The 13,706-nt window shown below is 47.1% G+C and carries 13 protein-coding genes; 5 read left to right on the forward strand and 8 right to left on the reverse strand.

Annotated features, from left to right (window positions below; translation table 11 throughout):
• Nucleotides 1-176 precede the first annotated feature (176 nt).
• Nucleotides 177-614, forward strand: coding sequence for an NUDIX domain-containing protein (locus ACINK7_RS14245; protein WP_404356143.1), 438 nt, complete (start codon nt 177-179; stop codon nt 612-614).
• 49 nt (nt 615-663) lie between these two features.
• On the opposite strand, the gene yeiP is transcribed toward ACINK7_RS14245, so the two are convergent.
• The 3 genes from yeiP to ACINK7_RS14260 form a co-directional block, all read right to left on the reverse strand.
• Nucleotides 664-1,230 (reverse strand): elongation factor P-like protein YeiP, encoded by a 567-nt coding sequence (yeiP, locus tag ACINK7_RS14250; RefSeq protein WP_404356145.1) that lies wholly within the window; start codon nt 1,228-1,230, stop codon nt 664-666.
• 94 nt (nt 1,231-1,324) lie between these two features.
• Entirely contained in the window at nt 1,325-3,460 is a 2,136-nt protein-coding gene (recQ, locus tag ACINK7_RS14255) for a DNA helicase RecQ (protein ID WP_404356146.1), read from the reverse strand.
• Nucleotides 3,450-4,061, reverse strand: a complete 612-nt coding sequence (locus tag ACINK7_RS14260) for a hypothetical protein (RefSeq protein WP_404356148.1) — start codon at nt 4,059-4,061, stop codon at nt 3,450-3,452. The genes recQ and ACINK7_RS14260 overlap by 11 nt, the downstream gene beginning before the upstream one ends.
• A gap of 126 nt (nt 4,062-4,187) precedes the next feature.
• On the opposite strand from ACINK7_RS14260, the gene gshA reads away from it, so the two are divergent.
• From gshA to ACINK7_RS14275, 3 genes are all read left to right on the forward strand, one after another.
• On the forward strand, nt 4,188-5,774 hold the full coding sequence (gshA, locus tag ACINK7_RS14265; protein WP_404356150.1) for a glutamate--cysteine ligase: 1,587 nt from the start codon (nt 4,188-4,190) through the stop codon (nt 5,772-5,774).
• Between the two features lie 25 nt (nt 5,775-5,799).
• Nucleotides 5,800-6,531 carry a phosphoadenylyl-sulfate reductase gene (locus ACINK7_RS14270; protein ID WP_404356152.1) on the forward strand — a complete coding sequence of 244 codons (732 nt, stop codon included), beginning with the start codon at nt 5,800-5,802 and terminating at the stop codon, nt 6,529-6,531.
• A 185-nt stretch (nt 6,532-6,716) separates the two neighbouring features.
• A complete protein-coding gene (locus ACINK7_RS14275) occupies nt 6,717-7,007 on the forward strand; it encodes a hypothetical protein (RefSeq protein WP_404356154.1) in 291 nt (96 codons plus the stop codon).
• Nucleotides 7,008-7,313: 306 nt separating this feature from the next.
• Here ACINK7_RS14275 and ACINK7_RS14280 read toward each other — a convergent pair whose 3' ends face one another.
• The 5 genes from ACINK7_RS14280 to hslO all read right to left on the reverse strand — a co-directional run bounded on the left by ACINK7_RS14280 (nt 7,314) and on the right by hslO (nt 12,311).
• Nucleotides 7,314-8,363 carry an acyltransferase gene (locus tag ACINK7_RS14280; protein WP_404356156.1) on the reverse strand — a complete coding sequence of 350 codons (1,050 nt, stop codon included), beginning with the start codon at nt 8,361-8,363 and terminating at the stop codon, nt 7,314-7,316.
• A gap of 301 nt (nt 8,364-8,664) precedes the next feature.
• The gene (locus ACINK7_RS14285) at nt 8,665-9,315 is read right to left on the reverse strand and encodes a glutathione S-transferase family protein (RefSeq protein WP_404356158.1); all 651 of its coding nucleotides are present in this window, start codon (nt 9,313-9,315) and stop codon (nt 8,665-8,667) included.
• 131 nt (nt 9,316-9,446) lie between these two features.
• Nucleotides 9,447-10,649, reverse strand: a complete 1,203-nt coding sequence (locus tag ACINK7_RS14290) for an HD-GYP domain-containing protein (protein ID WP_404356160.1) — start codon at nt 10,647-10,649, stop codon at nt 9,447-9,449.
• Nucleotides 10,650-10,665: 16 nt separating this feature from the next.
• Nucleotides 10,666-11,442, reverse strand: coding sequence for a hypothetical protein (locus tag ACINK7_RS14295; RefSeq protein WP_404356162.1), 777 nt, complete (start codon nt 11,440-11,442; stop codon nt 10,666-10,668).
• Nucleotides 11,442-12,311 carry an Hsp33 family molecular chaperone HslO gene (gene hslO / locus ACINK7_RS14300; protein WP_404356163.1) on the reverse strand — a complete coding sequence of 290 codons (870 nt, stop codon included), beginning with the start codon at nt 12,309-12,311 and terminating at the stop codon, nt 11,442-11,444. Before hslO ends, ACINK7_RS14295 begins: the two co-directional genes overlap by 1 nt.
• Nucleotides 12,312-12,781: 470 nt before the next feature.
• Here hslO and msrA point away from each other — a divergent pair, with 470 nt between their 5' ends.
• A complete protein-coding gene (msrA, locus tag ACINK7_RS14305; RefSeq protein ID WP_404356165.1) occupies nt 12,782-13,414 on the forward strand; it encodes a peptide-methionine (S)-S-oxide reductase MsrA in 633 nt (210 codons plus the stop codon).
• Nucleotides 13,415-13,706: the final 292 nt, after the last annotated feature.

Raw genomic sequence — 13,706 nt, forward strand, 5'->3', positions numbered from 1 at the left:
TGCCGTCAAGCCCCCATGGATGGGTTCACGGCGTTCCTCGACAGGGATACCCCACACCCTAAATCCAGCGAGAACGCTCAAACTGGGAATTGCTGATAGCAATACCCTTAGACTCGATTATTGAAAGAAATTCAGGTAACGTAGACCGAAAGCTTCAGACTTTTGCGAGAATATCTATGCCGAAACCGATCACGCCGCTATTGGCCGCCGATGCCTTAATCCAATTAATCGACCGTCCGGGGCGCCCTTTCGTTCTGATCGAACGCGCCAATCCGCCGTTCGGCTGGGCCATTCCCGGTGGCTTTGTCGATATCGGCGAAACAGTTGAACATGCCGCCATCCGTGAAGCCCGAGAGGAAACCGGTCTCGATGTTTCCTTGACCGCTCTGCTAGGCATTTATTCGAACCCGCAACGCGACCCTCGCAATCATACCGTCACTGCGGTCTATATCGCCGAAGCAACAGGTACGCCGAAAGCCGATGACGACGCGAAAAACCTCGATACCTTCACCTTCGAAACGCTACCGTCAGAATTGGCTTTCGATCATGCACAAGTGTTGGCCGACTATAAGCGCTATCTCGAAACCGGCAACCCTACCCCACTTCGCATCTGACTCCGCCTCGCTTGCCCATGCACGCAAAAACGCCCACCTAGCGGACCCATCAAGCCCTGGACATAAATTTTCCGGTAACGGTATTGATCTTGATTATTTCGCCGCTCTTTAGATATTCCGGAACCTGTACTTCCAAACCGGTCGTCAATCGCGCCGGCTTGGTTCTGCCGGTTGCCGTGGCGCCTTTGATTTCCGGTGCGGTCTCGACGATTTCCAACGCCACAGAGCTCGGTAGTTCGATACCCAGCACGGTATCGTCAAACAACAACGCAACGATATCCTCGAGCCCTTCGGTCAAATAACCTTTCTGTTCTTCCAAATCATCCGCGCCGACTATGTATTGACTGTAGTCCTCCATGTTCATGAAGACGTAATTTTCGCCATCCATATAAGAAAACTGAACTTTAACGCGCACACAATCCGCATCCTTGAAAAAATCGTCTCCTTTCAGGGTTTCATCGAGTTTTTGCCCGGTCTTGAGATTATTGAACCGGACTTTATACAAGGTAGTCGCGCCACGCGAGGACGGACTTCTGACCTCGATTTGCTTAATCACATGCGGTACACCGTTAATCTCGACAACCATTCCACGCTTAAAATCACTGGCCTTTGCCACGCATTGCTCCTAACAATTATTAATAATAAGAAGGCATATTAAACTGGCAATCGATCGATTTGACAATCTTCCGAAGCTCACGATTCGCCACAAATCACTCATCGTCCAATTGCATTGCCGCACGAACGCAACGCAACACGCCATAACTATATTGCCCATTAAATGCTTCGAAAATCGGTTTCAAAGCATTTCTTTGCGCATCCGGCATGCCCAATATGGCATCCTGAATCGCATGGATTTCAGCTTCGGGCAAAGCGACCACCTCGGCCAATTCGACTATGCCTTGCTCCAGGGCCTGAGCCAAATGATTATAAATCGTATCCATGGTAAAGCCGCGTTGCTTAGCAATTTTTTCGGCGTCATAGCCCAGTCGAAACAGGTCAACGGTCTCCGATACCGAATCCGACAAAGAAACCAAGGCTTCCGAAACGGTTCCGAACTCTTGAATCACGGCTAGAAAATCGTCACCGTACAGCTCCAATTTACGTTCGCCAACCCCCGAAATTGAACGAAATTGCTGATGATTCATCGGCCTGCTTTCAACCATCTCCATTAAAGTGGCATCATGAAAAATCTGATACGGAGGAATGTCCTGCTCATCGGCAAGCTCGCGGCGTTTGGTACGTAGCGCGTTCCACAGCAAGGTATCCTGCTCTTTTTGAAATTGCCGAACCGCGCTTTTCGAGCGTTTGCCGGATTCGGTTGACAGATCTCGGCGTAGCATCAATTGCTGCTCGCCGCGCAGTACCGTGCGGCAAGATTCGTCTAGGCGCAACGATCCGTGACCTTCGATATCGACCGTTACCAAACCTTTGGCGACCAATTGCCGAAACACCGAACGCCATTGTTTTTCGTCGATGTCCTTACCGATGCCGAAGGTCGACTGCCGGTCGTGGCCGAAATGCTTGAGCCGCTCGGTCTCCTTGCCGAGCAATACATCGATCAAATAATTGACACCGAAGCGTTGTCCGGTCCGATAAATACAGGATAAGGCTTGCTGAGCGGCTACTGTGCCGTCCCAAGTCTTGACCGGTTCCAAACAGGTATCGCAATTACCGCAATCGTCAACCAATCGGTCGCCGAAATAGCTCAATAAAGCTCTACGGCGGCAGCCGACTTCCTCGCAAAGCGCCAACATAGCATCGAGTTTATGATATTCGAGGCGTTTATGGCTTTCGTCGGCATTGGAATTGGCCAACATTTGCTGCAGCGTGATCACATCTTGCAGACCGTATGCCATCCAGGCATCGGCGGGCAAACCGTCGCGCCCGGCGCGTCCGGTTTCCTGATAATAAGCTTCGATACTTTTCGGTAAATCGAGATGCGCGACAAAACGCACATTGGGTTTGTCAATACCCATACCGAATGCGATCGTCGCCACGATAACCAATCCTTCTTCCATCAAGAACCGGTGTTGATGCTGCTGTCTCGCCGCGTTATCCATCCCGGCATGATAAGGCAACGCTCGGATGCCTTTACTTTGCAGCCATTCGGCAGTCGACTCGACTTTCTTGCGCGACAAGCAATAGACAATGCCGGCTTCTCCGGCATGTTCGCGTTGAATGAATTGCAACAATTGCTGCCGGGCATTTTGTTTTTGCACGATACGGTAACGAATATTCGGTCGATCGAAACTGCTGACAAACAATCTCGCTTGGTCGAGTGCAAGCCGGCTGATAATTTCCTGACGAGTTCGTTCATCGGCGGTCGCGGTCAACGCAATACGCGGAATACTCGAATATCGCTCATGCAACATCGACAACTGCAGATAATCGGCGCGGAAATCGTGCCCCCATTGCGACACACAATGCGCCTCATCGATCGCAAACAGCGCAATATTCAGATTATCCAGTAACGACAGCGTACGCGCCGAATTCAGTCGCTCCGGCGCAATATAAAGCAAGTCCAATTGATCGTCGCGTAGCCTGCTTTCGATAGATCGCGCTTCCTCGGCGGTCAAGGTCGAGTTTAAAAAAGCCGCATTGACCCCCAATTGATGCAATGCGCTAACCTGATCTTGCATCAACGCGATCAACGGCGAAATCACAATACCGACGCCCGGCCGCATCAATGATGGAATCTGATAGCACAACGACTTACCGCCGCCGGTCGGCATCAATACCAAGGCATCGCGTCCGGCCAACAACTCATCGATCACGGCCTGTTGTTGCCCCCTGAAACGATCGTACCCGAACACCGTATTCAGCACATCGAGCGGCTTAGTCGACATGTAATACCCCCTGTCCACAGCAATTCCCAGTTTGCGCAGTTTCGCCAATCTTACTGTGAAAGTTCGTAGATTTGCATTCCTTATCTAATTCTTCGATAGATAACACAATGCCGGTTCCGGAGAGGGTGCGGTTACTCGACCGACAGGCGTCGGCGGCAAGGACAGCCGCCGTCGAGCCTACATGGACGTATTCACGGCGTCCTGTCGGGCGAGTGACCGCACCCTCCGCCACCCGAGAACTCTCATTTGCCGGAGCGATGGCTAAACCTTCATGAACGTTACTGTAATAGTTCGGAGATTTGGACTCGTTATCTAATTTTTCGATATAAAAACCAATGTCGGTTCCGAAGAGGGGGCGGTTGCTCGACTGACAGGCGTCGGCGGCAGGGAAAGCCGCCGTCGAGCCTACATGGACGTATTCACGGCGTCCTGTCGGGCGAGTGACCGCCCCCTCCCCACGCCTCGAACGTTCATTTGCCGGGACAATGGCGAGGTCTTCATGATCGTTAGGGTGTGGGGTATGCCTGTCGAGGAACGCCGTAATCCCATCCTTGGAGGCTTGACGGCAGATCCCTGCTGCCGACATCCTCGCCAAGCACACCCCACACCCTTTTTGGTCCACAAATTGGGAGTAACTACCTTGTCCACGATAATATTTATTCAATTCTGTTAAACCTTTATAATGGTCCGATTTTCTTCAGACTCACGGGCGATAAACGCCCCTACTATGACTCAATTGCACCATCATTTACCGGCGCGTTTTAATTTATTAGTCGACAACGGCTTTGAAAATTTATTAAAAAACGGCCTCAAAGGCATTGAAAAAGAAAGCCTCAGAATCGGCAAGAACGGCGTCATCGCGCACACGCCTCATCCGTCATTTTTAGGATCGGCCCTAACGCATCCGTATATTACGACGGACTATTCCGAAGCTTTGCTCGAGTTCATCACGCCGCCGTTTAAGGATATCAAAGAAACGCTGAATTATTTAAACACGATTCATCAATTCGTTTACGATCATCTCGACGGCGAAATCCTGTTGGCCGCTAGCATGCCGTGCGGCATCGACGGCGACGAAAGCGTACCGATCGCCGAATACGGCAGCTCCAATATCGGCCGCATGAAACACATTTACCGCCGTGGACTTTGGTACCGCTACGGCCGAACTATGCAGGCAATTGCCGGCATCCATTTTAACTATTCGGTACCGGAAGCGCTGTGGAGCAGACTACACGACTTGGAAAACTCATCGTCGAGCCTCGATCAATTCATCGCGGACGGCTATTTCGGCATGATCAGAAACCTGCACCGCCAAGGCTGGTTGATCCTCTATTTATTCGGCGCGTCGCCTGCGATATGCAAAAAGTTTTTTAAAAGCCGTCCGCAAATGATGGCCCAGTTCAACGAATTCGACCGCCATACTTTATACCACCCTTACGCTACTTCGCTCAGAATGAGCGACATCGGCTATAAGAGTAAAAATCAGGCTTCGCTGCAAATCGACTACAACTCGCTAACCGGTTATGTCGACAGCCTAAGCCAAGCCATTAACACGCCCTACCCGGACTATGAAAAAATAGGCGTCAAGGTCGACGGCGAATACCGACAGTTAAACAGCAACATTTTACAAATCGAAAACGAATTTTACAGCACCGTCAGACCCAAGCAAATCGCTAACTCCTGCGAAAAGCCGACTCTAGCGCTCAAACGGCGAGGAGTTCGTTATATCGAGTTACGGTCGCTGGATCTGGACTTGTTTAGCCCCCTTGGCATACAAGATGAAACCGCACATTTCATCGAGGCCTTCATGCTGACTTGCCTACTGCAAGACAGCCCGCCCAACGATTCGCGGCAGTTCATTCTCAATAACGCCAATCAACTTGCGGTTGCCCATCTCGGCCGTCAACCCGGCCTTGTACTCGATAAAATCGACCGGAAAATACCTCTCAAAGACTGGGCCGAAGAAATCCTGGCCGACATGGAACCGGTTTGCGCGCTTTTGGACGATGACAATTCCGAAAAACCTTATAGCGCTGCCTTATCAGCCCAAAGAAAAGCCATAGAAAATCCGGACTTGACTCCGTCCGCAAGAATTTTACGCGGCATGAGCGAAACACAAATGCCGTTTGCAACCTACGCACTTAAAACCTCGGTCAAACATGCCAAAAACTTTCGCAGCCAAAAGCTGGATGAGCAAAATACCCGTGCCTTCCAAGAAATGGCAAAAGAGTCTATCGCCAAACAGCTCGAAAAGGAGCAAAGCGACAACTTATCTTTCGATGAGTTTTTAGCGCATTATTTTTCACAACAATAACCGGAATTTAACCCAAAAATCTATCATGACCTCATTCGATATTGCCGCCCTGCAGGCCGAACTGCAGGGACAAAAACCCCGAAAAATTCTTAAGGCCGCGATGGAACAATTCGATAATATCGCGATTTCGTTCAGCGGCGCCGAAGATGTGGTTCTGATCGACATGGCCGTCAAAATACGCCCCGATATTCAAGTCTTCAGCTTGGATACCGGACGCCTGCATCCGGAAACCTACCAATTTATTGAAAAAGTGCGCGAACATTACGACATTCAAATCGAATTGTTGACGCCGGATCATGCCATCTTGGACGAGATGGTCAAGGCCAAGGGCTTATTCAGCTTTTATCGCGACGGTCATCAAGAATGCTGCGGCATCCGCAAAGTAGACTCATTGAGACGCAAACTCGCGGGTCTCGATGCCTGGATCACCGGCCAGCGCAAGGATCAAAGCGTAGGTACGCGCCAAGACCTGCCCGAAATACAAATCGACACGGCTTTTTCAACCCCCGAACATCAATTAATCAAATTCAATCCGCTGGCCAACTGGAGCTCTGCGCAGGTTTGGGATCATATCGAAGCCTATCAAGTCCCCTACAACGAACTGCACGAAAAAGGCTTCATCAGCATCGGCTGCGAACCCTGCACAAGACCGGTACTGCCGAATCAACACGAACGCGCCGGACGCTGGTGGTGGGAAGACGCCACAAAGAAAGAATGCGGCTTGCACGCCGGAAACTTGACACATAGAAAAAACTAAGCAATCCGAGGCGGACGAGTTGCGCATTCAACGAACGTTACTCGTTCACTTCGCCGGGCAGTGAATAAATCACACAATTGGCGTGACTCGGTCACCGCCTTTTTCTCCGAAAATCGGGATACTGTACCCAAGTTCAACGAAACGCTTAAACGAACCACACCAACAATAATCAAGGGGAAACCATCATGAAAACAGTATCTTTTGCAGCAGTCGTTTTAATGTCAATCGTCGCCGGCACAGCCATGGCCGAAGGCTCGAAAATCGAAAAATCAACATTAATCAATGCTTCTAAAAACACGTTGACAAACACGCAAGCGATAGGCCGCAACAGCGCCGCCAGCACTGGATCGATCAACGTAGTCGGTTCTAAAATCCAAAAGTCCACAGTCATCAACGCTTCGAAAAACACGCTGACTAACACGCAAGCGATAGGCCGTAATTCTGTCGCGAACACCGGTTCGATCGACATCCGCTAAACAACGCATGAAAGCACAAGGATGTGCGCTATCGGGACAGTGGAACGCGCAGGAAAAGCAACGTTAGGTAACGGCGACCAAATACAAGAGAGTGAAAAATTCGGAACGGCGATGACAAGGACGAATTGCGCTTAGCCAAACGATTGGCGGGTTCTTGGGCTTGAAAGTATCAGCTTTCGGCCAATACCCGCCAGTCAAGATGTTTTGCCGAACGACTGGTTAAGATCAATGATGACTCATTATAAATAACAATCAGACTCACCCAACGAAAATTACAATGTGGTTTTGATCGGGTAAATTCTCCGATTATACGACCAGCCTCTTCGTAAAACGAAATTGTGACAACATTGACGCGAATACGTACGAAAGAAAAAAAACTGAAATTGGGTACAGTATCTCCGATGTAACGGTGCCCGAAAACGGATGGTAAATATGCTTTAATAGGTCGATTATTAGCATGTGTGAAGCATAAATTCCTAATACAAAAGAGCCAATAGGCGCCATACGAGAAAAAGTAACATATCGGCTATTTGAAAGAGCTATTATTGCTACCCCAACTCCATAAAAATAGGTTCCTATAACATAGTCTTGATTAAGTGCTGTACCCCAATTGCTTTTTAACACTACAAGTTCAATAAAATGCAGAGCTAATCCACTGGCCGAAATCATTAAGCCAACTGGAAGCCAGGATTCAGCAGGTTGTTTTTGATTAAGTAGATAACCAGTTACAAAGAAAATGAGCGAGAAAAATGGGCCTTCGCGAAAATTAAAACCGATATGAAATCCTAGCGGGGTATCGCTGTACGCTTTTCCAGCAAGTCCAATTAAGTAAAGGATTATTGAGCTAATAATTAGAATACGTTTAAGTCTTAGCTGGATTAGGAATGCAGAAATACACAAACTCCAAAGTAACGCAACCAAAAACCATAGGTGCGTTCTGGTTCCCTCCATAGCAAGTTTTAAGGGATTATGGAGCAAATGCTTAAAGTGGGAATACGTGTTCCAATATACTTCCTTTAATACCTCAATGGGTTCTTGTCTAATGGATAAATTGAGATCGCCAAATGGGAGTAGGTATATAACAGACCAGCTTAAAAATATAAATGAAATTCGCCTTACTATTGGCAATGTAGGAGTTAAGACATCTCCCGCATCTCTTAATTTCTTAGCCCAAAAGTATCCTGATATTACAAAGTAGAAAGGTACTGAAAATCGCGCTAATTGGTTAATGAATGTGGCAAAGTCTAGACTAGCGCCAATTGGTATCGTTTGTGTTTCAAACGGATGGGTATGAATTACAATGACTCCAAAAATTGCAATTACACGAAAAGCATCAATACTTTGTATTCTGTTCACGAGTTTTATCTGTTGCATAAAGGGTAAATGGTTTATGGATATCATCCCTGTTAGACCCATTTTAGGCAATAGTTATAGCGACCTCTGATTTCTCTATCCCTGTATGGTGTTTACAACGATTCATGTTAATTTATTAACGAGCATCTCATACTTGATACTCACTGGCTATTCAAACAACTGCTGGCAATGGCTGCTTGTGGGTCGAAAATGGACCAGCAAAATATTTCTTGCTTTATCCCAACTTAATCATCGGCGGACGACGGCAAGCCGGATGCTCGTTATGCAACCCGGCCTTATCTAATCAACGACCTTGAAAAAACGCATCCAAAGCCGACGTCCTTTCCTGATTAACGCGTTGTGCATGCGGTCGGCTTTCAACCGACTGGATATAGGCTTCAAAATTTGGGATTTGCTCTGCGACTAAATCCTGTCCGTAAATTTGTTGCGTAACGAATGACACTAATTGTAGATGGGGCCAAGCAACCACATCGGCGGCACTGAAACAGTTGCCTAAAGCATAGCTCGAAAAGTCCGTTAAACGGGCCAATCCGGTCAAACCGGATTCGACTTTGATCAATACCTCATCCTTAGTTTCTTGCGATGCCTTACCGCCAAACAATGCTTCACCATATAGCCGACGCGTAATCAGCTCCACATTCAGCTCGATATGCTGAATAAATTCCCGGCATTTCGCGCGCTCGAATGGCTTGACCGGATATAGCGGTTTTTCCGGGTAAGCTTCTTCCAAATATTCCAAAATTGCTTGAGATTCCGATAAATACCCGTCCGGTGTTTTGATAAATGGAATTTTCCCTAATGGCGAACGCTTCAAAACCGCATCGCTTTGTCCAGGCGGCAGCGCTTCTTCAACGAAAGCAATCTCTTTTTCCAATAGCGCAAGTTTGATCTTGTTGTAGTAATTGCTGATAGCAATCCCATATAGCGTAATCATGGTGAGCCTCCAATGATGAACAAAATAATGACAATACAGATCGGCCTTTATAAATATTAAAGATAGGTTAAGTTTAGCGATTAAAATTTAGCGCCCGGAGACTCCTATAAAAAAGCGTGTTGCCTGCATGCCTAACTCACAAGCCAAGCCTTATCGAAACTGCCGCGTTCATATATTTCGTTAAGACTCAATCCAAAATCACCTGCACGCAAAACCCTTGAAATACGATAAGGCTCTTGGTTGCTATTCTGTATCGAATCGTCCTCCAGGTCGATTACGGTTTCCTCGCAAGCCTGCTTATCGGCATTGAGCAACATCAACACCTTGGGCTTGGTTTTATTAGCGGCATTGCTTTTAATGATCACGCCGACTTCGCCTGACTTCATCTCGACTAGGTTACCGACTGGATAAATCCCGATACAGTCTATAAATTTCAGAATCAGGCCGGCGTCGAAATGACTGTCCCGACATTTCATCAAAATATTGATGGCTTCCAAATGAAGGCGCCCTTTACTGTAAACTCGATCGCTAGTGATCGCATCGTAAGTATCGACAATCGCGACTATACAAACGAATGGGGAGAGCACGGCTTCCGTAACGCCCCTCGGATAACCCTGGCCATCCAACCTCTCATGATGCGCATAGGCGGCATCGACGGCTCCGGGATAAATACCGCGAGCCGACATCAGAATATTGCGGCCATGCGTAGTATGAGACCTCATGGTTTCGAGTTCTTCGGGCGATAGCTTTCCCTCTTTATTCAAAATATCCAAGGGCACTTTCATTTTGCCCATATCATGCATCAAGCCGCAGACTCCGAGTTTATTCAGGTCGTCGATCGAATAATTCAAATGCCGGCCCAGCATGATCGACATTAAACAGACATTTAAAGAATGCTGCGAAGTATACTCATCCTTGTTCTTCAACTGCGTCAGTAACATCATTGCGTCCGAGTTTTTCAAAACCCTATCCACGCAAGCTTCAACAGATTTCTTAACGGCTTCAACATTCAACTGATTTCCGAATCGAATATCGTCCATGACCGTTTTCACCAAATCGCTGGTTTGCCGGTACGTATCGTTTGCATCGGCAAAAACGGCCATTTTTTCCTTGAGTTCCGCCGATAACGCACCATGCGTTTCTTTTTGCCTGGAAGGGTCGATAAAGACATAATCGCATACATTCTGAACGGCCTTAATGTCGGCATTCGATTTAATATCGAACCCTTGCAACATAAATGGCGACTCTTCCCAAGGAATATCCAACTCGCTGACGAACATCCCGATTTCCAGTTGGTAGACATGAATTCGTATCGTTTTGCCGCTTTCCCGCATGTAAGTTTCCTGTTAATTACAATGACGCTTGAGTTTCTTCTAAATACTTCCGATATTTAATTGAAAGCTTAACCCCGGCAAAACGGCCGGACATTCTGATTAATTCGTCCGTTTTTTTATCGAAAGTCAATTTCACTTCACTCAAGGCACGATCTTCATAACCTTTTTTTATGCCCATCGTCTCAAGTAAAAAATGATACAGATAGATTTCTTGTTCATCGCTCACGTCGATGATTTCTAACGGTTCGCCAAGCTCGGCAAGGACCGATTCTTTTTTCGGTAACGATGCGTCAATTTTTTCGATATGTTCGGCACTCGCCCGCATTTGTTTAGCGCCTTCATTTATTTCGGCACCGGCCAGCGATCGCAAGGAAACTTCTAAAAATTCCGCCGGAGCAATACGCAAAAACAACTCTGAAAACGTCCACGCAATCAAACGATTCTCTTTGTTGAAGTCGAGATTGAAAAAGAATTTGACTTCAGGAAGTATCGGTTTTTGATTCCTGTCGACTTTATGAAACCAATAACTCCAGCGCCTTCCCTCTCCTAACGGATCAGAATAACTCGGCCGCAAACCCGATAGCGAGACGAAGTCCTCGCTATACATAATTGGATTATTAAATTGCAAGGTAAAGTCATCGGTATTGACCACCGTGAAGTTTTTATCGAATTGATCCAGTTGACGGTAGGTTTGAAACGCCCGCCACCAATATATACAGCCGGTTAAAGTAAAGCACAAAATCAGCACAATCGTCCGGCCGAACCATAATTTGAAAGTTTTATTACTCATCATCAATGCCTCGTATCTGTTGCGTTAGTCACTGCGATGTCGGCAAACAAACCTTCGACATCTATACGGTCGAATGAATAATTTTGTCCACAGAATTCGCAATTGACTTCTATGTCGCCTCGAGACTGCAAAATATCCTCGAGATCGTCCCTTCCCAGGGAACGCAATGTGTTTTCGATTTTGTTTCTTGAACAGGCGCAACGAAACTCGACCGGTTCGGAGTCGAGTACTCTGACTTTTTCCTGGTTAAACAATCGATATAAGAGCGACTCGCAATCCAGTTCCAATAGCTCGGAATCCGTCACCGTTTGAGCCAACATTTCAATACGTGCCCAATCTTCCTTATCGCCCTTTTGGGTCGGCAATTCCTGCAACAATAAGCCTGCAGCTTGATGCTGATCCGCGACCAACCAAACTCGAGTATTTAATTGTTCGGATTGGCTGAAATAAGTCTCCAACGCTTCACCGAGATTTCGTCCTGCTAATGGAACCACGCCTTGATAAGGCGAGCTATTTTCACTCTCAATCGTTAATATTAATTGTCCTTGCCCATACATTTGCTCGAACGAAGCGTTATCGACATCCTCGTTACAGCGAACCAGGCCGCGAATATTTCTTTCATCCGAGGATTGAGCCACCAACGTTCTGATAACACCGGCTCCTTGAGCCTGCAAAATCATCGAGCCTTTAAATTTTACAATGGCAGACAACATGGTTACGGCGGCCAACGCTTGACCCAACTGCTCCATAATAAACGGCGAAGCCTGCTGGTGTGCTATCGATTGACGCCAGCTTTCATTTAGCTTAACCCATTCGCCTCTAACACCTAGGTCTTCGAATATAAAACGACGTAATTGATCTTGTTCTTTCATGTTTTAATCATTTCATTAAATTAAAGGTTATTATAAGGCATAGTTTTACTTAGGCTATGTATGCGGTAATAGTTGAAAGCATCCACCAATCCCGGAAGCACTTATAAATCCAAAGTGAATGTAGGGTACGCTGCGCGTACCTAACGTCGGCACAAAACAAAACAACATGAGGGTACATTAAACTCAGGAGGTGCTGCTATGGTACGCGCAGCCTTCAAGTTTCGAGATGTGAGCATTCAGTCCCACGACCATTCTCGTTCCCATGCTCTGCATGGGAATGCCTGAGTACCGCTCCAGCGGTACGAGACGCTAGAGCGTCTCGGGCGGCATTCCCACGCTGGAGAGTTGGAACGATAGGGGGTGTGAATAATTACTTCGAGATTGGTGTAGTATTTACTTCAACTATTAACGCGAACACAGCTTTTATACTTAATCTCATTTAAACAGCCACTGAACCACCGGTATTCGTAATGATCTTTAGCCATAAAAAAACCGTCATGGTCACCCCGTCACAAGCCTTGCCCGGCCGAGAAACCTCCATTAACGTAACTCCGAATCACTTTGTCACCGGGCACACGATCGTTCCTCCTTTTCCCGATCACTTGGCTCTTGCACTATTCGGCATGGGCTGCTTTTGGGGAGCCGAACGAAAATTCTGGCAATGCCATGGAGTTTACAGTACTGCGGTCGGCTATAGCGGCGGCTATACACCTAACCCAAGCTACGAGGAAGTCTGCACCGGCAAAACCGGTCACAGCGAAGTCGTTCGAGTGGTCTTCGATCCGAAACTCATAACTTATGAGTACCTATTGAAACTATTTTGGGAATCTCATAATCCGACGCAAGGCATGCGCCAAGGTAACGATATCGGAACACAATATCGCTCGGGTATTTATTTTTACTCAACGGAACAGGAAGAAGCCGCACGCCTGTCGCAAAAATACTATCAACAGCAATTATCAAACAACGGCCACGGCCTAATTAGTACCGAAATATTACCGGCCGACATTTTTTATTATGCCGAGGACTATCATCAACAATATCTGGCCAAAAACCCTGGCGGTTATTGCGGATTAGGCGGCTTAGGGGTTAGCTACGATTAGCATGGGATAGCAGGCAAAAAAAAGCGGTTTAAAAAAACCGCTTAAGAAGATATTTAGGAAGGATATATAACGCAACTTTCAGCTTTGAGATTTAAAGTAAAACCTCAAAAGTTAGATATATACTAGCAATATGAAATGCAAATAAAAATGTGACATATTGTCGCAGCCTAATATGTTATCGATTCATAGCCGCTAATATTGGCATTGGTATTTTTCTGGTTCCCACGGTCCTCCGTGGGAACCCATACCTTGGCTGCAGAAACAAGACAGGTCTGCATTCCCACGCTGGAGC

Source organism: Methylotuvimicrobium sp. KM1, assembly GCF_044788715.1.
In the GTDB taxonomy this organism is placed as follows: domain Bacteria; phylum Pseudomonadota; class Gammaproteobacteria; order Methylococcales; family Methylomonadaceae; genus Methylotuvimicrobium.

Excerpts from the sequence above, each read along its gene's own strand:
- ACINK7_RS14245 (WP_404356143.1), top strand. The coding sequence starts at position 177 with ATGCCGAAACCGATCACGCCGCTATTGGCCGCCGATGCCTTAATCCAA.
- recQ (WP_404356146.1), bottom strand. The coding sequence starts at position 3,460 with ATGTCGACTAAGCCGCTCGATGTGCTGAATACGGTGTTCGGGTACGAT.
- gshA (WP_404356150.1), top strand. The coding sequence starts at position 4,188 with ATGACTCAATTGCACCATCATTTACCGGCGCGTTTTAATTTATTAGTC.
- ACINK7_RS14270 (WP_404356152.1), top strand. The coding sequence starts at position 5,800 with ATGACCTCATTCGATATTGCCGCCCTGCAGGCCGAACTGCAGGGACAA.
- ACINK7_RS14275 (WP_404356154.1), top strand. The coding sequence starts at position 6,717 with ATGAAAACAGTATCTTTTGCAGCAGTCGTTTTAATGTCAATCGTCGCC.
- ACINK7_RS14285 (WP_404356158.1), bottom strand. The coding sequence starts at position 9,315 with ATGATTACGCTATATGGGATTGCTATCAGCAATTACTACAACAAGATC.
- ACINK7_RS14290 (WP_404356160.1), bottom strand. The coding sequence starts at position 10,649 with ATGCGGGAAAGCGGCAAAACGATACGAATTCATGTCTACCAACTGGAA.
- ACINK7_RS14295 (WP_404356162.1), bottom strand. The coding sequence starts at position 11,442 with ATGATGAGTAATAAAACTTTCAAATTATGGTTCGGCCGGACGATTGTG.
- hslO (WP_404356163.1), bottom strand. The coding sequence starts at position 12,311 with ATGAAAGAACAAGATCAATTACGTCGTTTTATATTCGAAGACCTAGGT.
- msrA (WP_404356165.1), top strand. The coding sequence starts at position 12,782 with ATGATCTTTAGCCATAAAAAAACCGTCATGGTCACCCCGTCACAAGCC.